Source organism: Nitrospira sp. SG-bin1, assembly GCA_002083365.1.
Lineage (GTDB): Bacteria > Nitrospirota > Nitrospiria > Nitrospirales > Nitrospiraceae > Nitrospira_D.
The window spans coordinates 39,838-62,678 of record LVWS01000037.1 but is presented as its reverse complement, the minus strand read 5'-3'; the positions used below and the strand labels follow the sequence as shown (position 1 = coordinate 62,678).

Genomic DNA, 22,841 nt, shown 5'->3' with positions numbered 1-22,841 from the left:
TCACCAACAAGCTGATAGGACATGAGCCCATCCAGGAGCGCGATACCCACGGTATCGCTTTCCCTCCCGATCCGCAGACCAAGAGTCGTATGCGGTATTAGCTAACCTTTCGGCTAGTTATTCCCCACTCGAGGGTAGGTTACCCATGTATTCCTCACCCGTTCGCCGCTTTACAAACGTATTGCTACGTCTTCTCGCTCGACTTGCATGTATTAGGCGCGCCGCCAGCGTTCGTTCTGAGCCAGGATCAAACTCTCAAAAATAGGTGTTCTTTAGAATTGGACCAAGGGCCACCACTTCAATACACCTTACACCTTGCTCAACGTCCTCTATTCAGTTTTCAAAGAACAACCGCGTTCCTCACGCGAGCCGCGCACTATACAACGTGCATCGCCCCGTGTCAAGGGACCCGCTCGAAATAAATTCGGGTAGTTTCCCTTTGGCACCGCACCGTGACTCGCCGTCAGGCGCGGTCATCAGGCAGGAACACAGTACCAACTAACAAGCGGGAAGATAACAAGGTATTTCACAAGAGTCAAGAGCCCGCCCGGTGTATAATCAAAAAAATGATCGACGCACACAATAGATTTTTCATCCGCCGTCGTGCGTTCCTGAAAGCGTTAGGATTGGGGACGTTGGCCGGGACGGTCGGCGGCTGCGATGCCGTCGGCGGCGTGTTCGGCCGCATGTTCGCCGTCCCGCCGCGCGAGACAACCTACTTCACGCCCAACTCCAAATTCTACGTCGTCAACTATGCCGACGGAGCCGTCTCGGCATCGCGCGAGTTGAATATCGAGCAGTGGAAACTTCACATCAAAGGCTCGGTGCAAACCCCGATGTCACTTGGCTGGCGCGACATTTTGAACCGCGATTCCTATGATCAGATCTCCACGCTCATGTGCATCGACACCTTGCCCGGCGGCGATAGTCTCGGAACAGCGACGTGGCGCGGCATCTCGCTCAAGAAGCTGCTCCTCGACTGCGGCGTTGACACGGAGATGGCGCGCGATGTCGTCTTCCGTGGGATCGACGGCTACGACGACAGCATCCCGTTCACCCGCGCGATGCAGGATGATGTGATGTTGGCGTTTCTTATGAACGGCGAGAAACTGCCCAAAGAGCATGGCTTTCCGCTCCGCCTCCTGGTGCCGGGTCTCTACGGCATCAAAAACGTGAAATGGATCGTCGAGATCGAAGTGTATCCCGGCGACTATAAGGGCTATTGGCAGCGCAAAGGCTGGACCGATGATGGGACCATCAAGATTTTTTCGCGTATCGACTCGCCAGGACATTACCAAACCTTGCGCGGACCGGAGCATACCTTCCGAGGCATCGCGTTCGGCGGACCGAACAGCATCAGCAAAGTAGAGTTGAGCTTCGATGCCGGCCGAACCTGGAATGAGTGTAAAATCGAACCGCCCATGTCGCCCTATTCCTGGGTGATTTGGACCTACACGTGGCGACCGCCAAAGCCGGGGAAATTTCAAACCGTCGTGCGCGCAACGGATACCAAGGGCCAGCTTCAGATCGCAGAAATCGTGCGCCCCCAACCAGCCGGCGCGAGCGGGTATCACACGATCATTGCCGAAGTGGAGCAGATATAGGACAATGTGGCACACATCTTAGCGAGGGAACTTATGCCCAACGGGACTAAGCAAGCAGTGCTCAAGATGATTAAGCAAATGCCGGACAAGTCTTCGGTGGAAGACATTATGTGCGAGCTTTACTTCCGTCAACCCGTAGATCGTGGGCTCAAAGAACTCACCGCCTGGAAAATAATTTCTCACGAGTAGGTCAAGCGGAACATCGCGAAGTGGCAACAATCGTCTGGACAGCAGTAGCACGCCGGGACCTCCACGAGATCATCAACTTCATTGCTCAAGATTCTCGAGTTTGGCTGTCACCTTTGCCCACCGCATCCTCCTCGCCATCGATCGATTACAGACATTCCAAAAACTTGGACGAATGGGGTGATCTAGTCTTTGCGTATCTCCCTTTTGATCAATCTTTCCGGCTTTACTCTTCTACCCTATCTTTATCTTTCTGACGCTTCAGCTCTGACGGATTCCATCTTCGCTTCCCATTCGACGAAGGCAATTCCCCCTTTCGCGTCAGCCCCAGCTTGGAGTACCATGGCGCCCTTGGAAAATACTGATGAGCGATCCGTCGTACTCAGATTCCGTTGCGCGACTCGATTCTCAGCAGCGCTCGCTTGAGATTTCAACGATTCAATCGGCTGACGACGTACTCAAACAAGCCGACGCTCTTACTCGGCACGACTCGCATGCAGATGTACTCCGGGCGGCCCAGTACTATCTCGCCGCAGCCCATTTTCTGGAAAACCAGGATCCTGCCAAGTCAGTACAGGCCTACCACACTGCCGGTCAGCACCTCCATTGGCTGCAACAATTCACGCAAGCCGGACGAGCCTTTTCCAGTGCCGGCCGGGTCGCGGAACAAGCAGCCGCTGGAATGGCCTCGGGACCGGACCAACATCGGATGCAACATCTTGCCGTGCGGGCCTACTCACGGGCCAACAATTCATTCGCCGAGGCCGGAGAGTTAGACGCTTCGGAAACGCAATACGTCAACGAGCGAAACGCGCGACTGGTCTGGTCTAAGATGCAAGGCAAGCATCCGTTGGCTCTTTCGACATGGAAGGTAACGAGCAATTTCGGCACAAGCATCCCGCGCTGGATCGCATGGATCGGTGGAGCACTCGCGGTCTTCAGCTTGCTGTACGAACTGTTCTTCCGTCTGAATTGGCTGGAACCGATGGGCAATATCACGCCCTCGGCCTGGATTCCCTTGTGGTCAGGATTTTATTACGCCATCAACGTGACCTCTTCGCTGGCGCTCGTGGAATACCAACCGGTCCATCCCATCTGCCAAGCCGTAGTCATGCTCAATGTGATCGTCGGTTACCTCTTTCTCGGTATCGGCATTGGTATGGTGGGACGCATGATGCAGACGCGCTAGTCTTCTATTCCCCTCGCTAAATCAGCCGCCAGGTCCTACTTTTGGAAAAACGAATCACGCGCGATCTGGTCTTTGCGGATCTCGTATTCCTTTTGATCGATCTTCCCGGCTTTAAAGTCCTCCTCCACTCGATCTTTCTGGCGCTTCAGGTGGTATTCGTAGCCGCCGCCGGCCGCTCCGGCGCCCAGGACTCCGCCGAGCAGGCCGCTCCCTACTGGCGAGCAACTTGTCACACCCGTCAACAGGACCAGACAGGCTGTAGCCAAAGCGAGATTTCTCATCACACACCCCTTTCTCACATAGAGAACCGGAACTGGTTCAAATCTGCCAGGAGACTTTCCATTTCTTTTCTACGTACCAGTTCCACCGAGGTCAAGCCTATATTCGGAGGGATTGAGTGACTAGAAGCGAGTGGGGTATAGAACCGGAGTCCCGACTATTCCCGCGCTGATGTTCGCAATGGCTGGAATGCATGAAAGACCAGCAACGCAACACCGATGGTGATGCAGAGATCGGCCACATTGAAGATGCCGGTACGCAGGGAACCGATGCCGAGATTCAGAAAATCAATCACGCGGCCGTCATGCACGATGCGATCAACCAGATTGCCGAGACCTCCTGCAAGGACGAGACTCCAGGCAATGGCCACCCCCATCGGCATCTGCTTGGTCATGAAGAGAAACACCGCCAATCCGACAAGCCAGAGTGCGGGGAATACTTGGAAGAGAATGATGCGCCACTCGTCCGAAAGTCCTCCTCCGAGGCTCAAGAAAGCCCCTGTGTTCTCAGCATATTCCAGACGGATCGTATCGTGGAACCACGACCGAGGAGATTCAAAGGCCAAGTACCGTTGGGCAACGTCTTTGGTGAATTGATCGCAGCCGACACAGCCCATGAGCAGCAGAATTACCAGCAGATCCCGTTTGAACGGCACCGATGCGAACCTTGCGCTCATTCGAGGTTTCGAGATATCATGACATTCTGGTCAGCGCTCTATCCCTCGTCCCGTCCCCACTCAATTGCGTGTTATGAGGACTGGTTCTTGCGCGGACGGCCGACCGGAAGTTTTCCCTTTCTCTTCTTAAACCGCTTTCCCTTCTCCAACTTCTTGAGCGCCGACTGTATCGCGGTCTCGACCACACCAGTGAGCGTCAACTTGGGGCTCCAGTAGACGACGGTTCGCAATCGTTCGACCATATCGGCGGAAAGGGACAGTGTGACCCTCTCCTTCCGTTTTGAGATGTGCCGTTTCTGCTTCATGTGACGATCTCCTTCACAAAGGGACTGTGTTCAGCATTCCTACATATACTTGGATATCATGCCCATTCGTCCCACGCAAGTGGACTGTGCGGCCGTTGGCCTGCACGGCGCGTGCACGGCGACACATGTCATCGAAATACAGGCAGGAAAGAAGGGCTAATACGATCGTCTTAAATCAAAACCCGATCCCGAATCCACCGCCTCCGCCGATTCTTCCGCCCGTTCCTCCTCCAATCCCGATCGAAAACCGGGGGGAGGGATAGGGATGGGCCGCTCCCTCGGATCGAGCAGGCCAGGCATGGAGATATTTCACGATTACGACAGGGTATCGATATTCGACATCGTCGAGATGTTCGACCTTCGCTTTCGACAATTCACCCACGATCGTCATGCTGGTCCCGGCGGCAATGGTCGCAGGATCGAGAAACTCTTGTTGGATCGCGAGGAACCGCCCCTGGGATTGTTGACGATCGAATACCGGTCTTTCACCCTTGTCAAGCGGCAACTGCAACAGCTCGATCTGGGTGCCGTCCTTCAGTCGCTTCGCCTTCAACACCTCGCCGCCGAATACCACGATCTTGCCTTGGTATGAATCGGGGGCGGTGACGACTTCACGAAACGTGACCGTTCGATCGACAAGCGGTTCGAGTGATTCCGGAATCACCCGCGGTGACGCACACGCCGCCGTGATCATGACGAGGGACGCAAGGCACCGCGCATGGAAAGACGTGAATCGCATCTTTACACTATAGCGCGATGGCGACGTTGTTTCTATACCGTCGTTCGTACGCGTGACGAACTGAGGGGCTTTCACCCTCTCCAGGCATCGGTTATGATGCGACATCTCAGGGTGGTGTTTCAGAGGTACCGTCTCTCCACCATACATCCGGTCCAAGAGGTGATCATGTTGAGAGTCCTGCTGACAGTCATGCTGCTGGTCATGCCATTCGGTCTTGTCTCCTGTGATAAAGCCTACTTGGCCACCATGGAGAAAATGGGCTATGCCAAACGCGACATCTTGAGCACCCGCGTCAAATCGGCGCGGGACGCACAGGAAGACGCGAAGAAAGACATTCAGAGCACGCTGGAACAATTCGGCAAGGTCGTCTCCTATGAAGGCGGAGACCTCGAGGCCACCTATAAGAAGTTGAACGGTGAGCTGGAAACCAGCGAGGACAGTGCCGCAGCGGTTCGAAAGAAAATTGCCGACGTCGAAAGCGTGGCCGACGCGCTCTTTTCGGAGTGGGAAGAAGAACTCGGTCAATATTCGAGCGCCGACCTGCGCCGGAAGAGCCAAGCCAAACTCACTCAGACCAAAAGCCGCTACCGCGATATGCTCGCGGCCATGAAACGGGCCGAACAGCGGATTGAACCGGTTCTCAAACCGTTACGCGATCAGGTGCTGTACCTGAAACACAACTTGAACGCGCGGGCGCTCGCCGCCATCAAAGGTGAACTCTTGAAAGTCGACGCACAGGTCGATCAGTTGGTGAAGGACATGAACCGATCCATCGCCGAGGCCGACAAATTCATTCAGTCGATGGAAAAGGAATCGGACTGATCGTGAAGAGCATAAGGGAGCGCGGCTATGCGTATCGAAGACCAACGCGAAAGCGACAACGTTGAAGATCGTCGCGGCATGGGTCCGGCCCGCATCGGAAGGAGAGGCGGCCTCGGTATCGGTACCATCGTGCTGGCACTCGCCGTCAGTTACTTCACGGGCGTCAATCCCGTAACCGTCCTGAATCTCCTCACCGGTGTCCAAAGCATGACCGATACAATGGCTCCGTCGGCCCCATCGGAGCCAGGTTCGGTCGGCGCCCCGAAAGACCAACTCGGCAGGTTCGCCTCCATCGTCTTGGCGGACACTGAAACCACCTGGCGCAATCTCCTCGGTCCGCGGTACCAGGATCCACGGATGGTTCTCTTTTCCGGGGCCGTGCAGTCGGCATGCGGCACCACATCGTCGGCCGTGGGTCCATTCTATTGTCCCGGCGACCATCGGGTCTATTTGGATCTTGCCTTCTTCGATGAAATGGCGCATCGTCTTGGTGCGGCGGGAGACTTCGCACAGGCCTACGTCATCGCTCACGAAGTCGGCCATCACGTGCAAAATCTCCTCGGCGTCGCGGAAAAGGTGCACCGCCTCCAACGACAAGTGTCCGAGGCGGAAGGAAACGCGCTCTCAGTCCGGATGGAACTCCAAGCCGATTGCTACGCCGGCGTCTGGGGTCACCATGCCAAGCATGAGCGAAACTTGATCGAGCCCGGCGATTTCGAGGAAGGCTTGCGCGCGGCGGCCGCCATCGGAGATGATCGCTTGCAGAAGATGTCGCGTGGTCAAGTTCAACCGGAAAGCTGGACCCACGGATCTTCCGAACAGCGGATGACGTGGCTCAAACGTGGCTTCGAGTCCGGTGATCCGTCTGCCTGCAACACGTTCGACACCAATCGACTATGACCAACGTACCCCCTCGACCTCAGACCGGATTTTTGGCAAAGACGCTGGGCACGCTCGCGTCCGATCCGCCTTGGGCCGCCAAATCGTTTCTCGCCGCCAGCGCGACCACCGTCGCCGGAATCGGCGCCTGGCTCACCGATATGATGTCGCCGGCGCTGGCCCGCGGGGGAGCCAGCTTCCTCGGGGGGTTCTTGCTCGGATGGGCGGTCCGGAAAACCGTGAAGCTCGCCGTGTTGGTCGCCGCCTCATTGCTGGTGATTATCGCCGTCCTCAAGACCACCGGTTGGATCCATCTAGATATGACCTTGATTCAGGCGGATGTCACTCGCACGCTCGATTGGGCGCGAGGCAAAGCACAGGGCTTCAAAGATGTGCTGACGGGATACCTGCCGGCGGCCGGCGCCGCCGGCGCCGGAGCATTTTTTGGATTTCGGAAGAAGTAAGTGAATTCCTGATACTCAATCCCGAATCGTCAGAAGACCCCGCACTCAGTGTTTCCTCACCGATCTCACATCCAATGTTCCCAAATAGTGCCCCTCGATTGTGATGCGATCCCCGTCTTGAAGCATGACGGGATTCACTCCACTTCCACAGAGTGTTGCATAACTGGCCTGAATCGTTCCGGTGCCGTCATCAACCATGAAATGCTGGATGCACTTCTCGAGCTTCGTATTGTGACCGATAAAGTGATTCATGTGGTAGTTCCGCACCGTGCCTTCCACCTGCACGACTTTCATCCTGTACACTTCCGGATAAGTGAACAACGAATTGATTGTGACAGGCTCGGCCGGCCAAGCGGTGGACACAAACAAGACGAAAGTCAACATCAGCACCCCTGCCAACTTCATCATCATTTCCGTCATGGTGGGCTCTTTCCTTGAATCGTGATTCTGCACCAGGAACCTCCTGGCTAATTGTGAGGAACTTGACGCAAGACTTGACCAGTCGCGGCGCTGTACGCCTCCGCGAGTGTATGCACTTGAATCACCTGAATGGCTCGCTCGGCTCCGGTGAAATTGAGGTGGCTGTTGTCCGATCCATCCGGCACGATCATGGTGGTTTTTCGAAGGTCCCGACAGGCATTCATCTTGTCCACGAGCCTCCCCACGGCTTGAATCTCCGCGTCCGGCTCGATCGTCCCGGACATGCAGACATCCCGGCGGATCGGATCGCCGAGCAAGGCTGCGGCGATGCCCACCGCAAACATCCCTCCCGCGCTGGGCCCATTCAGTCGAGACGGAACCAGGATGCGCACCGTCAGATATCCAGGATCGTATCCTACCGCCCCCGTAGCCACTGCGACTGCGGTATGAAATGAGTGCAGGGCCGTGGGCAACAGGTTCGAATCGCCAAGGATTTCAGGTCCCTTTCCGTCGGCTTTGTACCCGACTATGAGGTGCGCCACAAATCCGGTCCAGGAACCGGTAATAGAGCCGACCTTGTCTTGGCCAACGCTCAAGAGAGGGATCGGCTGAGAAACCTCGGAAAAGGGCGGTGGTTTCCTCCTTTGGAGCTCCAGCGGACGGTCAGCAGGCGCAATGCCAGGGACCGGTGGCGCAAGAATCGCCGCTTGTGGAGCATGCGGCACCGGGAGAACTTCCAACGGCGAATACGTTCTGGCTTCGCCCAGCGGTCTGCAGCCTGGGCCGCTCCGATCCGTGTACAGGTCCGATTGCCCTGGTCGAGTACAAACCCACGTTTCAGCCCACGCCGAGTTGACAAAGACCTGCGCTATCAAGCACGAGGCTAGTCCGAAACGGAGCGAGGTGAGGGTCCGCCGCCTCTTGGATGTCGAGAGATCCTGATCCATGTTAGGCTCGGAAGAAATAGCAGCAGCTGAAGCCTATCGCTCGAAACGAGGTTCGTCAAAAAAGCGGAGGTTTTGGCCAGATGAAAGAAAACGAAGCCTATCCTGGCAGGGCCTGATACCACCCGTTGGCCTGCACGAGGGAAATCTTACTACCAAAAAGGCTGCTGACCTGCTCGCTGGTCAGCACGGTTGACTTGGGGCCATCCTCAACCATCTTCCCTTCTTTAAGGAAGATCACTCGATCGATCTCCGGTGGGATTTCATGCAGGTGGTGCGTCACCAGCAGCACGGTCTTGCCTTTGCTGATCTGCGTACGCACGAGATCGAGGTATTGAAAGCAGGCTTTGAGGTCGAGACCGCTTGTGGGTTCGTCCAGCACCAGTACCGGCGGATCATGCACGAGCGCTCGCCCAAGGAGAAATCGCCGCTGCTCACCGGTCGACAGATGGCCGAACCGGCGACGAGCCAACGAGGCAATGCCGAGTTCCTGCATCACCTCATGTGCGCGAACAATCTGGGTCTTACTGAACTCTTGATACGCATAGGTGTCGTTGCTCGCATAGAAGCCGGAAAGAATTACGTTCAGCCCCTCGGCACAGATCAAATAGTCCCGTTGAAGATCATGCGACACGATGCCGATCCGCTTCCGCACCTCCCAGACGTTCCATTGGTCTTCACCGAAAAGAGCCAATCGTGTTTCATCTTTCGGCATCGCATGGACTTCACCCGATAACAACTGAAGGAGCGTCGATTTCCCCGCTCCATTGGGGCCGAGAATCACCGCATGTTCCCCAGCATGCAACGCGAAGGAGAAATCCGAGAAGAGGCAGGTATCGCCTCGATAAACGGTGGCATGCTGAATGTCGAGGATCGCAGGAGCGCTGACTGATCGCTGCGTCTCCGTGGGTCGGGCAACCGGTGCGGAAACCGGCGCACTGACTTTCTTCGTGACAGTGCGAGATTGCTCAAGACCGGCTCGAGCAAGCGCATCCGCTCGTTCATTCTCCGGATGCCCGTTGTGCCCTCTGACCCAGTACCACTCCAGTGTATGCTTGGCCGCCAACGCATCGAGTCGCCGCCACAAGTCTTCATTCTTCACCGCGTCTTTCCCAGCCGTCTTCCACCCACGCTGTTTCCAACTGTGGATCCACTCACTGATGCCTTTCTGGACATATTGCGAATCGGTATGGACCCGTGCCTGCATCGGCTGCGTAAATGACTGCAACGCTTCGATGACGGCGAGCAGTTCCATCCGGTTGTTCGTCGTCGAGGGCTCGCCGCCACAAAGCTCCGTTTCAGTGTTTCCCTCTCGCACCAAGACTCCCCACCCGCCGGGTCCGGGGTTCCCGCTGCAAGCGCCATCGGTGTAGATATCGATCATTCGACCATTCGTCCAGTAACCGGCGTCAGGATTGTACTACGACACGTTCCATTTCGACCATCTCTGCCGTGGCAAGCCCCTTCGCCGCGTGACTCGGTGAGACAACTTCAGTACAATAGGCCGGCAAGCGAACCGATCTTTCTGGAGCAGGCCGCATCTGCGTACCATCTTCCTTATCGGCACAGGCGGTTTCATCGGCTCGATCCTTCGTTACCTCATGAGCGGCTATGTTCAACAACTCAGCAAGAACATCCAATTTCCCTTCGGCACCTTGGCGGTCAATATTGTCGGTTGCGCGCTGATCGGCTTTCTTGCCGAGCTCGCCGATCATCGAGGCGTGGTTTCAGCAGAAACCCGAGCCTTTCTCATGGTGGGAATACTCGGTGGATTCACCACGTTCTCGGCATTCGGCAACGACACGATGAACCTGCTGCGGGATGGGGAACTAGGATTGGCCTTCGGGAATGTTGTCGGCCATATCCTGCTGAGCCTCGCGGCCGTGTGGCTCGGATACTTCACCGCCTATCTGCTCTGGAAATGATCGATGCGCGTTGAACAGGGTTGCCGGCTGACGATCTATGTCGGGGAAGCAGATAAACACGACAGGCGGCCGCTCTATGAATGGATTGTCGCGCAGGCTCACGAGCGGCAACTGGCCGGAGCAACCGTTTCCCGCGGACTCATGGGATTCGGACCTCACACCCGTGTGATCCACACAGTGGTTTGTTTATGTTACATATTCGAGTCGGCCGCTCGCGTTGGATTCAAGCCGATAGATATCCCATTCGGCCAACCTGCTGCCATTCACCCGGTCTTCTTCAAGACGATAGGCCATCACGACTCGCTTGCCGTCACTGCGTAGATTGATAGCCCCATACACCGTGATGTTGCGCTTCTTCAGCTCGTCTACCTGGGCGTCGTAGAGCGGCAACAGTTCACGAACTTTCTCGATGCTCGGCGCCTTCGCAAGCTGCTGGCGCAGAACGGCGATTTTCTTAAGGACGGCGGTGCTTTCCCGTTCGCGGCCGCTACGGGAGAGTTCCGTACTAAAAATGAGCGGACGCGGCGGCCTTCCATACAGGCCGATGGTGCCGAGCGTGTCGCTGCGCGGGTGAGCATGGGATTCCTCATCGCCACTGGAGATGACGACTGCCGCGGGCAGAACGGTCTTGAGAAACGTCTCCGTGAAATCGGCACTGCCGTGGTGGCAACACTTGGCGACGTCGCACCCGAAGACTGTTCGCCCCGCTGCCACAAGGGCGGCTTCCTCTCTCGCACCGCCGGCGTACTGGTTGAGCAAGAACATCTCCGCCGGGCTGTTGAGGTCGCCTCCAAAAAGCAGCCGCAGGTGGCCGTATTCGAGCCGAAGCACAACCGAGTGTCCGTTCTTGGTCTTCCCGACATCCCACGATGTTGAGCCAAGTGTCTTCGGGAACCAGCGCAGCCTGGCCCTGCCGGATTTTGGTTCGAGCACCGGACCGAGGATTTTGAGCCTGACGTGCTTGTCGGCGCCGTAGCCGGGCACATAATCATCAGCCGTGGCAAGAGCACGAATGTCGTCCACCCGTCCGCTCGTGAACGCGGTGTGGAGCAGTTTCGGATAGAGTTTCTTACCGCGATTCGCGGCATGGCTCAAGAGTCGATCGAGTTCTTCCTCGGTGCGAATGATCTCGGTGAGATATTTCACTCCACCGTCGGTTTCGGACGGGCCAAGGGTGTCGTCGGCATTCCGCTCCACAATTCCATTGTGATAGAGAGATCGGAAAAAGACGTTCGGCTCCTCGAAGATGTCCTGAAAGCCGCCATAGTGGTCCTGGTCCGGGTGCGTGATGATGGCGGCGTCGAAGGTCCATTTGTTTTTGAACCCGGCATAGCGCCAACGGAGGAACCGCAGCATATTGTCGGAGATGCCCGCGTCGATAAGGACATGCTTGTCATCGGGCGTAATCATCAGACAACCGTCACCCTGTCCGACATCGAGAAAGATGATCTCCAGACAGCGGGCGGTTTGGAGGTCGGCCTGCTTCATCCAGCCTTTGGTGCCACGGACGGAAACGGGCACCCATTCGCCGTCCCGATCGCCGGTCAACTGCACCCAATCGCCCCAGAGGAGTTCACGAATGTTGGACTTGCCGCCTTTGGTCTTGAACACCGGCGCCGTAGGATAACCGGCAAACATGAACTGGGGAGTGGGCATGGTATGCGGCCTCCTACGATGAGGAGCGGGCGCAGCTGAAAGAGTGGTCGCTCAACCTATTCCGACGTTGCTGACCGCTTGATGGAACCGGCGATCTTGGGTGTCACGGTTTTTACGTCGGCGTTTTGCGCCCGATGCAAGAGCGCATGGTCCATGAGGACGAGCGCCAACATGGCTTCGGCGATCGGCGTGGCGCGGATGCCGACGCAAGGATCGTGACGGCCGTTGGTTTCAACCATGACCGGCTCGCCTTGCTTATCGATCGACTTGCGCGGGATACGGATGCTCGACGTGGGCTTGATGCCGATGGTGACGATGATATCCTGTCCGGTGGAAATACCGCCGAGAATGCCGCCGGCGTTATTGGAGAGAAATCCCTCTGGTGTCAGTTCGTCGCCATGTTCGGAGCCACGCTGAGTGACTGAGGCAAACCCCGATCCGATTTCGACCGCCTTCACCGCATTGATGCTCATCATGGCCGCAGCCAGGTCCGAATCTAACTTCGCATAGACCGGCGCACCCCATCCCACCGGCACGTGTTCGGCAACCGCCGTGATTTTGGCGCCGACCGAATCGCCGGCCTTCCGCAGCTCATCCATGAACGATTCCAGCTTGGGAACGATATCCGGATCGGCGGAGAAAAATGGATTCTGCCCTACCGCCTCCCATGTCTTGAACGGCAACTCATGGGGGCCTAGTTGGCTCACATAGCCACGAATCACGATGCCATATTTCTCCCGGAGCCACTTCCTGGCAATGGCCGCGGCGGCGACACGAACCGCCGTTTCCCGTGCCGATGCCCGACCGCCTCCTCGATGATCACGAATCCCATATTTCTGCCAGTAGGTATAGTCCGCATGCCCGGGACGGAAGGTGTCAAGTAGATTGCCATAGTCACGGCTTCGCGCATCTTCATTGCGAATCAACAGCGCGATGGGAGTACCGGTCGTCTGTCCCTCGAAGACCCCGGAAAGGATTTCAACGGTATCCGACTCCTGCCGCTGCGTCACATGGCGGGACGTGCCCGGCTTCCGCCGGTCGAGATCGTGCTGGATATCTTCCGTGGAGAGCGTGAGCCCAGGCGGACATCCATCGACCACGCAACCGATCGCCGGCCCATGGCTCTCGCCGAACGAGGTGACGGTGAAGATGCGGCCAACGGTGTTGCCTGCCATAAGAACAGGAACTCCTACTCCACCAAGTCCAGCTTGATGCGCAGTTCCTTGAGTTGCTCGGCACTGACGGCGGAGGGTGCTTCAGTCAGCGGACATTGCGCCTTCTGGGTCTTCGGGAAGGCGATGACGTCGCGGATCGAATCGGCGTTGCCCAGCAGCATCACCAGACGATCCAGCCCAAAGGCGATCCCACCGTGAGGCGGAGCCCCATACTCCAGCGCCTCGAGCAGAAATCCGAACTTCACGACGGCTTCGTCCTTGCCGATGCCGAGAAGGTCGAACACTTTGCTTTGCACATCGCGCCGATGGATACGAATGCTGCCGCCGCCGATCTCGCTCCCGTTCAACACCATGTCGTAGGCCTTCGCTCTTACTTTCAGCGGATCAGAGTCGAACAACCCCACATCCTCATCGAGCGGCGCCGTGAAGGGATGGTGCATGGCCACGTACCGCTTCTGCTCCTGGTCGTAGTCCAACATGGGAAAATCGATCACCCACAAGGGACGCCATGCGGAGGTGTCGATCAACTTCAACTCTTCACCCAACAGGAGCCTGATCCGTCCCATCACATCGTGGACGACGGTCGGCTTATCAGCGCCGAACAGGACGAGATCGTTGGGTTTCGCTTCCGGCAACGCCGCCGCAAAAGCGTTCGCATCCAAGAACTTCGCAATCACCGATTCAAGTTGTCCGTCCGTCGTGATCTTGAGCCACGCAAGGCCCTTCGCACCGAAACTCTTCGCCGTCTCTCCCAGCGCATCGATCCTGGTTCGCGACAGCGCCGCTCCGCCTTTCACGATCAGCGCCTTGACGATGCCCCCCTTCGTCGCCGCATCCTTGAACACTTTAAACTCGCTCGCCGCGCCGAAGGCCGTGACGTCATGGAGCGGCATCTCGAACCGGAGGTCCGGCTTATCCGAGCCATAGCGCCCCATCGCTTCTGCATAGGTCATCCTCGGGAAAGGCGTCGCCAGCTGCACCCCGCCGACTTTCTGGAAGATGGTGACGATCATCCGCTCCATCAGGCCCATGATCTGCTCGCGATCGACGAACGACATTTCAAGGTCGATCTGGGTGAACTCAGGCTGCCGATCGTTGCGGAGGTCTTCGTCGCGGAAACACCGCGCGATTTGGTAGTAGCGATCCACGCCGCTGACCATGAGCACCTGCTTGAACAGTTGCGGCGACTGCGGCAACGCAAAGAACTGTCCGGCGTTGACGCGGCTCGGCACCAAATAATCTCGGGCGCCTTCCGGTGTGCTCTTCGTCAGAATGGGCGTCTCCACCTCCAAGAAACCCTCTGCATTCACGAATTCCCTGGTGGCCTGCATAATACCGTGCCGCAGGCTCAACAGCCGCTGCATCCTGGGACGGCGTAGATCGAGAAAGCGGTACTTCAAGCGGATCGCTTCCGTCACTTCCGCATCGTCTTCGATCAAGAATGGCGGCGTCTTCGCCTCGTTGAGAATTTCCACGTCGTCGACGAAGACCTCGATCTCTCCGGTGGAGAGATTGGGGTTCTTCGATTCATCCGGCCGCGCCATGACTTGGCCGGTGACCGATACCACGCACTCGCTGCGGAGCGAATGAGCGGCCTGGTGAACTTTGAGATTTCGTTCCGCATTGAATACGACCTGGGTGATACCCATTCGGTCGCGAAGGTCGATGAAGATGACCGTGCCATGGTCGCGCCGACGCTGAACCCAGCCGTTCAGAACGACGGTCCGACCAATCTCTTTCTTACTCAACTCTCCACAGCGGTGGGTTCGGATGTTCATGCAACCTTCGCTTTCTTCCTTGAATACCTTTTCTTTTGCTCGGGCTTGGCCCAGCCCTCTCTTCTGGCCGGCCGCTTCGACCCCGGCACGGGCACCTCACCCCGTTCAACCGACGTCATCCGCTCATCGACCAACTCCCGTAACCCGTTGGCTTCCCGATCCGTCAAGAACCGAAACTCCCCCGGCTCCAAATTTCCCAGCGAGAGCGGGCCCATCCGAATTCGCAGAAGTTTGAGGACCGGATGGCCCACTGCTTCCAACATGCGTTTGACTTGATGTGTGCGTCCCTCGCGAATCGTGATCTCCAACCAGGAGTTCGCCTCGACCTTTCGCACCTTCTTCACCTGGGCCGGACTCGTCATTCCATCCTCGAGTCTCACTCCCCGCTCCAGGCGGGCGATCTCCTCATCGTTCAACACGCCCTTCACCTTGATCAAATAGGTCTTCGGCACATGATAGCGCGGATGCAAGAGAGCCTGGGCAAGCTCGCCGTTATTCGTCAGCAACATCAACCCTTCGCTGTCGAAATCCAACCGACCGACCGGAAACACGCGAACGGAGACACCCCGCAAGAAGTCCTTCACGGTCGTCCGTCCACCCGGATCATCCAACGTGGACATGACGTTCTTGGGTTTGTTCAATATCAAGTACACAAATGGCTGCGCCGAGGTCAGATGTTTCCCGTCGACTTTGACATGGTCTCTATCGGGATCTACCTTCGTCCCGAGTTCGGTGACGACCTTGCCGTTGACCGACACGCGGCCCGCCGCAATCAGCATCTCCGCCTTTCGGCGGGATGACAGCCCCGTGCTGGCAATGAGCTTTTGCAATCTTATTTCCATACAACTATTGATGGGTGACCCGTGTGGGTCCTACTGCGCGCATGCACCGAGCACCGACATTTATCTACAAATCAGATTGGGTCTTGTGTGCGCGGTACGCGAGCACAGGAGCCACCTGGTCGCACGTCAACCCTTCCCTATTCCCACTCTATCGTGCTCGGGGGTTTCGAGCTGATATCGTACACCACCCGGTTGACGCCTTTGACTTCATTGATGATGCGATTCGACATGCGACCCAACACGTCGTTTGGGATCTTGGCCCAGTCGGCCGTCATGCCGTCCACGCTCGTGACGGCTCGGATTGCAATCACGTGCTCATAAGTCCGTTGGTCGCCCATGACTCCGACGGTTCGAATGGGCAACAGGACGGCAAAGGCCTGCCAAATCTTCCGATAGAGCCCAGCCGTTCGGATTTCCTGATCGACGATCGCTTCCGCCGCCCGCAGAATCGCCAATCGTTCCGGCGTCACGGCACCGAGCACGCGGATCGCCAAGCCGGGACCCGGAAAGGGCTGCCGCCAGACGATCTCGTCCGGCAAACCCAGCTCGGTGCCCAACACTCGCACTTCGTCCTTGAAAAGCTCTCGCAGCGGCTCGATCAGTTTGAGCTTCATACGGGCCGGCAACCCACCGACGTTATGATGCGTCTTGATCGTGGCCGAGGGTCCTTTGAAACTGACGCTTTCAATTACGTCGGGATAGAGTGTCCCTTGAACAAGGTACTTGATGCCTTTCAACTTCTTGGATTCCGCTTCAAAATGCTTGATGAATTGCCGGCCGATGATCTTGCGCTTTCGCTCCGGGTCCGTCACGTTCTTCAAACCGGCGAGAAATTGTTTCGTCCCGTCCAGTATGCGCAGGTTCAGATGGAGCTGCGAGGCGAAGGTCTTTTGTACTTGGTCCCGCTCACCGGCCCGCAAGACGCCGTTATCGACGAAGATGCAGGTAAGCTGGTCACCGATCGCCCGATGCGTCAGCGCCGCCGCGACCGACGAATCCACCCCTCCGCTCAACGCGCAGATGACTCGTTCCTTGCCGACCTGGTCCCGAATCTGGCCGACCGCCGTCTCGACATAAGACTGCATGGTCCACGTCGGCTTGCAGCCGCAAATTTCGTAGACGAAGTTACGCAGGATCCTCGTGCCTTCCGGCGTATGAGCCACTTCGGGATGGAACTGCAGGCAATAGATCCGGCGTTTGTGATCGTCCCGCTTCATCGCGGCGACCGGCGAATTGCTCGTGTGAGCGATGGATCGAAATCCCGGCGGCATCCGTTCGATGCGGTCCCCATGGGACATCCAGACGGCCGTCTTCTTGTCGGCTCCGATTCCTTTGAAGAGGTCGGACGCATCGTCGATCGTGAGATCGGCCCGGCCATACTCACGATGGGTCGATTTCGCGACGGTTCCGCCGGAGAGATGCGTGACCAACTGCATGCCGTAACAAATACCGAGGATCGGAATGTGTTGATCAAAGAGCTCGTTTGAAACGACCGGAGCCTTCTTCTCGTAGACGCTGGAAGGACCGCCGGACAGCACAATGCCTTGCGGCCGATACGCGAGAATCGTCGCCAACGGGACCGTGCAGGGAAGAATTTGCGAGTAGACCTGCGCTTCGCGAATGCGGCGAGCGATCAGCTGGGTGTACTGCGACCCGAAGTCGAGGACCAGAATTCTATTGTGCCAAAGTTCCATGGAGGTCAACCGTCAAGCGTCATGCGTACAATGAAGAACTACTGTTGGAAGGGCTCAAGCCGTTAGACCGCTTGACGATTCACGAATGACAAACGACGTGCGTTCACTCCCAATCCATCCGATAATTCGGCGCCTCTTTGGTAATGATCACGTCATGCACATGGCTCTCACGGAGACCGGCCACGGATTGCCTGATGAACGTGGCATTCCGTTGCAATTCAATGATGGTTTTACAGCCGCAGTAGCCCATGCCCGATCGTACACCGCCGACCAACTGATACACCACGGCGGCCAACGGACCTTTATAGGGAACACGGCCTTCGATCCCTTCGGGAACCAGCTTTTGGGCCGGGCGGCCTCCTTGCCCATACCGATCCCCTCCTCCCCGTTCCATCGCCCCGATGGAACCCATGCCCCGGTAGACCTTGTAGGTTCTGGCTTGATAGAGCACCGTCTCACCGGGAGACTCTTCCGTGCCGGCGAACAGACCGCCCAGCATCACGGAAGAGGCCCCGGCGCCCAAGGCCTTCGTGATGTCGCCGGAAAACTTGATGCCTCCGTCCGCAATCACCGGCACGCCGGTGCCATACAGCACCTTTGCGCAATCCGCGATAGCGGTCAGCTGGGGCATGCCGGCGCCGGACACGATGCGTGTCGTGCAAATGGATCCCGGCCCGACCCCAACCTTGACCGCATCGACTCCGACGTTGAGGAGGTCTTTGGCCGCCTCAGGGGTGCCGATGTTGCCCGCGACCAGTTCGAGATCCGGATACACCTTCTTGATCCTCCTGGCCGTATCCAACACCGCTTGCGAGTGGCCATGTGCCGTGTCGACTACCACGAGATCCACGCCGGCTTTTTTGAGCAGGCTCACGCGCTCTTCCGTATCCTGCCCGACGCCGACGGCGGCGCCGACCCGTAAGCGTCCGTGGCCGTCCTTGCACGCGTTGGGATATTTAATCCGTTTTTCGATGTCCTTGATGGTGATGAGCCCCTTGAGTTCGAATTCGTTGTTCACCACCGGTAATTTTTCGATCCGGTGTTCGTGCAGGATCTCTCTCGCCTTCTCCAAACTGGTGCCTTCAGGCGCCGTGATCAAGGGGTCTCGCTTCATCACTTGCGACACCTTCATGTCCATCCTGGTTTCGAACCTCAGATCGCGGTTGGTGAGAATCCCGACCAACTTACGGCCTTTGGTGACGGGGATGCCTGAAATTCGATACTTCGCCATGAGCTGATGCGCATCGCGAATCGTTTCGTCCGGAGAAATCGTCACGGGGTCCAGGATCATCCCGCTCTCGGACTTCTTGACCTTGTCCACCTCGATCGCCTGATCCGCCGGAGACAGCACGCGATGGATGATGCCGATCCCGCCTTCGCGGGCCATCGCGATCGCCAATCGGGACTCCGTGACCGTGTCCATGGCCGCGCTGAGGAGCGGGATATTGATCCGGATATTGCGCGACACGAAGGTGCTGGTATCGACCTCGTTAGGCACGACCTGTGACTTAGCCGGCACAAGGACCACGTCGTCGTACGTCAATCCCAGTCGGGGTTCTTGATCAAGCATCGCTCCCTCTTCACACGTTCTGGGTTCGTTGCGCTTTCTCCAACTCGGCCAGCTCCTCGGCTTCATCCTGCAACCGCTCGCTGCCCTCTTCCGCCGGCATGAACTGCTGCACCCTCGTGTTGCCGCTGTCCACGACGAAGATGCTCCCTTTCGCATCGACGGCGATTCCGTAAGGAAAATTGAATTGTCCGTCGCCGTTGCCGAACCCGCCCCACTGGGTGATGAAAGTGCCCTCACGATCGAACTTCTCGATCCGATGATTCCCCGTATCCGTTACATAGACATCCCCGGCCCCGTCGACGGTGATGCCCCAAGGCGAGCGTAATTGTCCGGCTTCCTGTGCCATGGCACTGCTGGCATGCCCGGCCGCCGGACTGCCTCCCCACTTCGTCAATAGCTGCGGCAAGACGTTAGTGCTGGTGTCGAATTTCTGGATGCGGTGATTCCCCATGTCGACGACGTAGACCGTCCCGTCCTCTTGATCGACCGCCACCCCGCGCGGAAAATAGAACTGCCCGTCCCCGTTGCCGAAGCTTCCCCAGGCCATGATGAACTCACCGGTCATGTCGAATTTCTGCACGCGGAAATTGGCGCTGTCGACGACGTAGACATACCCACGCACGCGGTCGACCGCAATGCCCCAAGGAGCATTGAACTGTCCTTCGCCGTTTCCACGCGAGCCGAATTTCAACATATAGCCGCCGAGCTTCCCGTCGAACTTCTGAACCCGGTGATTGTTGGTATCCACCACCCAGACATCACCTTTGCCGTCGCAGGCGATCCCGGTGGGATTGTGGAAATTCGCGTTGGCCGAGCCGAAACTCCCCCACAGAATGATGAAGTTTCCGGCACTATCGAACTTCTGCACCCGATTGTTGCCGTTGTCGACGACAAACAGCGACCCTTGTTGATCGATGCACAGTCCGTACATCGGTGCCATGAACTCGCCGCCGTGCAGCAACGACGCGCCGCGTCCGGGCTTTCCCCACCTCGCCACGCAGAGATAGCCCGAGGTATTGACCAAAATCGTGGTGCTCGCCGGCGTGGAGACGTTGTTACCGATGTCCTTGAACCACACATACACGGTCTTGTGCCCGTCTCCCGGCGAGAGAATGAAGGGGATCGTGGCTCCGAACTTGATCGCCGGCGTCACATCCACCCATCCCGGCGTTCCGGCCACGGGCGTCAACGGACTTTCGGAAATAAAGTAAGCTCCGACTCCCGTGTCCAAATCGGTCGCCGAGATCGTCACGATGACGTCGGGCGAATTGGTCATGAAAGCCCCATGATTGATCACCGCGTAGGGATTCTGCGGCGCCGTGATATCGATGAGCACGGGCATCGCCGTCACTTCTTCCGACAGTCCGCTCTCCGTCCCGTCTTCGAACGACGCGGTGATGGCATAGAAGTAGGGCGTGTCGTTGGTGAGTCCTTCATGGGTGTAGGGATTCGTCACGCCTTCGATCTTGGTGGCCCCCTGGATCGTGATATGCGGGGCCGTGCTGAAATAGAGATTGTACGACTGTGCGCCCGGCACCTCCATCCAACTCAAAAAGACTTCCGTATCACCGGCTTTGACGGCAAGGCTGCGGGGCGGCTGCACCGCTCCGGCTTCCACCGCCTGGGCCAGCTCGTCCTTTCCGCGATTCATCTCTTCTTCGGTCGGCACATACTTGAGGACACGGTTATTGCCGCTGTCGACCACGAACACGCAGCCTTCCTTGTCCACCGCGATGCCGTAGGGGAAGTTGACCTGTCCCTCCGTTTTCCCGCGGTTCCCGAACGAGCAGAGAAACGTGCCGTTCCCGTCGAATTTTTGAATCCGATGGTTCCCGCTGTCGACGACATAGACGTTCCCCAGCGCATCGCAGGCGATGCCCCACGGCGACTTGAACTGGCCGGGCCCGTTTCCTTCGCGTCCCCACTTCGTCAAGAAACTTCCGCGGGCATCGAACTTTTGGATGCGGTTGTTGCTCTCATCCGCCACATAAATATTGCCGACGAAATCCACCGCCACGCCGCGCGGAAAAAAGAAGGCGCCGTCGAAACTACCGTCACGCCCCCACTTCAGCAGCGGTTGGCCGTCGGCTTGAAACTTTTGGATGCGGGCGTTGCTCGTGTCGGAAACATACACATTGCCGTCTTGGTCCGTCGTGATGCCCCAGGGTACGTCGAAGCGGCCCATGTCGGCGCCGCGCCACGCGAACCCGAACTTGCCCCAGGCTTTTTGCACGTTGCCCTCGAGATCGAACTTCTGCACGCGATTGTTGCCGCTATCGGCCACGTACACGACATCGTCAGGCCCGACGGCCAGACCGCGGGGATAGTAGAACTGGCCCTCCTGCGAACTCGGTTCCCCGCCCCATCGAGCCAGGAACTTTCCCGCCTTATCGAATTTCTGGACCGAATGGTTGTCGGTATCCGCCACATAAATGTTGCCGTCCTTGTCCAACGCGATCCCCGTGGGAGCGCTCAATTCACCGTCGCCCGCGCCTTCACGGCCGATGACCATGGCCAGGAGATAGGGCGACGGGATGGCCATCACTTCCTGTGACTCAAGGCTCTCCCCCTTCGGGGTGACGACCGTCACGACATAGTGGTAACAGGTCCCGTTCGCAAGGTCGTCGTGGACATAGGGACTGGAGGCACCTTCGAGGCAAGTCGCCTTGTCTTTTTTCACGCCGATCACGCTCTTGAAATCTTCGGGCCCCGCGATGGGGCGTGTGAGCTCTGAAAACTTGATTTGTACACCCTTGGTCGTCTGGAAGTAGAGGTTGTAGTACATGGCATCCGGAACGGGATCCCATGTGACGGTGACGCGGCCGTTCCCGGGTTTGGCGCGAACGTTCTGCGGAGACGGCGGCAGTTCTTCTTCCTCCGCCACCGAATCTCCGCCGCCCCACTCCCCTTGGAACCCATCAATATATAGACGGCGAGGATCAAATTGAAATGCGTCGTCGTAGAGCCATGTCTTCATCACGGTGTTGCCTCAGAGTGACGTGTGGGAACGGTTTGGAAACAGTGGAACTTTCAATCGCTTAGACTTGGATTGGTCACTCTAGCAAAGCGGCGGAAATGGAGTCAAGGCAACGGCCACACTGTCGTGAAGACTGACCGGCTGAAAAAGCCCCCTATGGTATCCATGGCCGGATCGATTACAATGCAGCGGGTTGCTCGGAAACCATCCTCGCGAATAGATCACTCTTTCCGAGGATCTGATGACGTAGAGTCGTGCGACATCTCTGAAATGGAAAGGAGCCCGACAGAGTCCCGATGCGAAACTTTATCCTTGGCGTTACAGTAGGCGCTGTTCTCACCACAATGGGAGTCCAGGCGGCAGGCACGAATGGGATTGGGGGCGGCGGACGGCCTCCGCTCCTGAACGACGAGCGGGAGCGGCCATTTCAACTTCAACTCGAGCAGATACGCCGCCAGACTGAACTTGAACAGGCATGGATGCAGGGCAAAAGAAAGCCTTGCTAGCGAGCCACCCTGACCGATTATGGTGTCGTCGTTCTGAAAACCGACTCAACCTTTGTGTATCAACAGCGCATAGAGCGATTTACGCATAGAGCGATTTAAAGGTGAACCATTATGAGAATGTTTCAAGTCAAGCAAACTGTGACCTATGAACTCACCATGGCTGCAGGAACGGAACAGGAAGCCGTTCTGAAAGCCAAGGGCATTCCATTGG

At 57.5% G+C, this 22,841-nt stretch carries 20 protein-coding genes, 1 rRNA gene and 2 pseudogenes; 7 read left to right on the top strand and 16 right to left on the bottom strand.

The window, feature by feature from the left end; all coding sequences use genetic code 11:
* A 16S ribosomal RNA gene (locus A4E19_00290) occupies positions 1 to 265 on the bottom strand; the annotation flags it as partial.
* A gap of 301 nt (positions 266 to 566) precedes the next feature.
* Here A4E19_00290 and A4E19_00285 point away from each other — a divergent pair.
* Together A4E19_00285 and A4E19_00280 are read left to right on the top strand one after the other, a co-directional pair.
* Entirely contained in the window at positions 567 to 1,604 is a 1,038-nt protein-coding gene (locus tag A4E19_00285; protein ID OQW31794.1) for an oxidoreductase, read from the top strand.
* Positions 1,605 to 2,154: 550 nt separating this feature from the next.
* Positions 2,155 to 2,979, top strand: coding sequence for a hypothetical protein (locus A4E19_00280; protein ID OQW31793.1), 825 nt, complete (start codon positions 2,155 to 2,157; stop codon positions 2,977 to 2,979).
* Between the two features lie 35 nt (positions 2,980 to 3,014).
* Here the strand turns inward: A4E19_00280 and A4E19_00275 are convergent, their stop codons facing one another.
* The 4 genes from A4E19_00275 to A4E19_00260 form a co-directional block, all read right to left on the bottom strand.
* On the bottom strand, positions 3,015 to 3,260 hold the full coding sequence (locus A4E19_00275; protein OQW31792.1) for a hypothetical protein: 246 nt from the start codon (positions 3,258 to 3,260) through the stop codon (positions 3,015 to 3,017).
* Between the two features lie 155 nt (positions 3,261 to 3,415).
* Complete coding sequence (locus tag A4E19_00270; protein ID OQW31791.1) at positions 3,416 to 3,913, bottom strand: hypothetical protein; 498 nt, start codon at positions 3,911 to 3,913, stop codon at positions 3,416 to 3,418.
* A 92-nt stretch (positions 3,914 to 4,005) separates the two neighbouring features.
* On the bottom strand, positions 4,006 to 4,239 hold the full coding sequence (locus A4E19_00265; GenBank protein ID OQW31790.1) for a hypothetical protein: 234 nt from the start codon (positions 4,237 to 4,239) through the stop codon (positions 4,006 to 4,008).
* 175 nt (positions 4,240 to 4,414) lie between these two features.
* On the bottom strand, positions 4,415 to 4,978 hold the full coding sequence (locus A4E19_00260; GenBank protein ID OQW31789.1) for a hypothetical protein: 564 nt from the start codon (positions 4,976 to 4,978) through the stop codon (positions 4,415 to 4,417).
* 165 nt (positions 4,979 to 5,143) lie between these two features.
* On the opposite strand from A4E19_00260, the gene A4E19_00255 reads away from it, so the two are divergent.
* The 3 genes from A4E19_00255 to A4E19_00245 are packed head-to-tail and all read left to right on the top strand — an operon-like array spanning position 5,144 to position 7,143.
* Positions 5,144 to 5,800, top strand: coding sequence for a DNA repair protein (locus A4E19_00255; protein ID OQW31799.1), 657 nt, complete (start codon positions 5,144 to 5,146; stop codon positions 5,798 to 5,800).
* A 27-nt stretch (positions 5,801 to 5,827) separates the two neighbouring features.
* Complete coding sequence (locus A4E19_00250; protein OQW31788.1) at positions 5,828 to 6,700, top strand: flagellar biosynthesis protein FlgM; 873 nt, start codon at positions 5,828 to 5,830, stop codon at positions 6,698 to 6,700.
* Entirely contained in the window at positions 6,697 to 7,143 is a 447-nt protein-coding gene (locus A4E19_00245; protein OQW31787.1) for a hypothetical protein, read from the top strand. Before A4E19_00250 ends, A4E19_00245 begins: the two co-directional genes overlap by 4 nt.
* A 45-nt stretch (positions 7,144 to 7,188) precedes the next feature.
* On the opposite strand, the gene A4E19_00240 is transcribed toward A4E19_00245, so the two are convergent.
* The 4 genes and pseudogenes from A4E19_00240 to rnhA all read right to left on the bottom strand — a co-directional run bounded on the left by A4E19_00240 (position 7,189) and on the right by rnhA (position 9,891).
* A complete protein-coding gene (locus A4E19_00240) occupies positions 7,189 to 7,563 on the bottom strand; it encodes a hypothetical protein (protein ID OQW31786.1) in 375 nt (124 codons plus the stop codon).
* 47 nt (positions 7,564 to 7,610) lie between these two features.
* Positions 7,611 to 8,510, bottom strand: a complete 900-nt coding sequence (locus A4E19_00235) for a hypothetical protein (GenBank protein ID OQW31785.1) — start codon at positions 8,508 to 8,510, stop codon at positions 7,611 to 7,613.
* Between the two features lie 97 nt (positions 8,511 to 8,607).
* Complete coding sequence (locus A4E19_00230; GenBank protein ID OQW31798.1) at positions 8,608 to 9,381, bottom strand: molybdenum ABC transporter ATP-binding protein; 774 nt, start codon at positions 9,379 to 9,381, stop codon at positions 8,608 to 8,610.
* 84 nt (positions 9,382 to 9,465) lie between these two features.
* Positions 9,466 to 9,891, bottom strand: a pseudogene (rnhA, locus tag A4E19_00225) (ribonuclease HI).
* A 217-nt stretch (positions 9,892 to 10,108) separates the two neighbouring features.
* Here rnhA and A4E19_00220 point away from each other — a divergent pair.
* On the top strand, positions 10,109 to 10,432 hold the full coding sequence (locus A4E19_00220; protein ID OQW31784.1) for a hypothetical protein: 324 nt from the start codon (positions 10,109 to 10,111) through the stop codon (positions 10,430 to 10,432).
* Between the two features lie 186 nt (positions 10,433 to 10,618).
* Here A4E19_00220 and A4E19_00215 read toward each other — a convergent pair whose 3' ends face one another.
* The 7 genes and pseudogenes from A4E19_00215 to A4E19_00185 all read right to left on the bottom strand — a co-directional run bounded on the left by A4E19_00215 (position 10,619) and on the right by A4E19_00185 (position 22,124).
* Positions 10,619 to 12,088, bottom strand: a complete 1,470-nt coding sequence (locus A4E19_00215) for a hypothetical protein (GenBank protein OQW31783.1) — start codon at positions 12,086 to 12,088, stop codon at positions 10,619 to 10,621.
* A gap of 56 nt (positions 12,089 to 12,144) precedes the next feature.
* Complete coding sequence (locus tag A4E19_00210) at positions 12,145 to 13,263, bottom strand: chorismate synthase (protein ID OQW31782.1); 1,119 nt, start codon at positions 13,261 to 13,263, stop codon at positions 12,145 to 12,147.
* A gap of 14 nt (positions 13,264 to 13,277) precedes the next feature.
* On the bottom strand, positions 13,278 to 15,041 hold the full coding sequence (locus A4E19_00205; GenBank protein ID OQW31781.1) for an aspartate--tRNA ligase: 1,764 nt from the start codon (positions 15,039 to 15,041) through the stop codon (positions 13,278 to 13,280).
* Positions 15,042 to 15,193: 152 nt separating this feature from the next.
* Positions 15,194 to 15,883: pseudogene (locus A4E19_00200) on the bottom strand (pseudouridine synthase).
* A 137-nt stretch (positions 15,884 to 16,020) separates the two neighbouring features.
* Positions 16,021 to 17,577 (bottom strand): glutamine-hydrolyzing GMP synthase, encoded by a 1,557-nt coding sequence (gene guaA, locus A4E19_00195; protein ID OQW31780.1) that lies wholly within the window; start codon positions 17,575 to 17,577, stop codon positions 16,021 to 16,023.
* 103 nt (positions 17,578 to 17,680) lie between these two features.
* On the bottom strand, positions 17,681 to 19,147 hold the full coding sequence (locus A4E19_00190) for an IMP dehydrogenase (protein OQW31779.1): 1,467 nt from the start codon (positions 19,145 to 19,147) through the stop codon (positions 17,681 to 17,683).
* A gap of 10 nt (positions 19,148 to 19,157) precedes the next feature.
* Positions 19,158 to 22,124, bottom strand: a complete 2,967-nt coding sequence (locus A4E19_00185; protein ID OQW31778.1) for a hypothetical protein — start codon at positions 22,122 to 22,124, stop codon at positions 19,158 to 19,160.
* A 296-nt stretch (positions 22,125 to 22,420) separates the two neighbouring features.
* Between A4E19_00185 and A4E19_00180 the strand changes: the two genes are divergently transcribed.
* Entirely contained in the window at positions 22,421 to 22,630 is a 210-nt protein-coding gene (locus A4E19_00180; protein OQW31777.1) for a hypothetical protein, read from the top strand.
* The last annotated feature ends 211 nt before the right edge of the window (positions 22,631 to 22,841 follow it).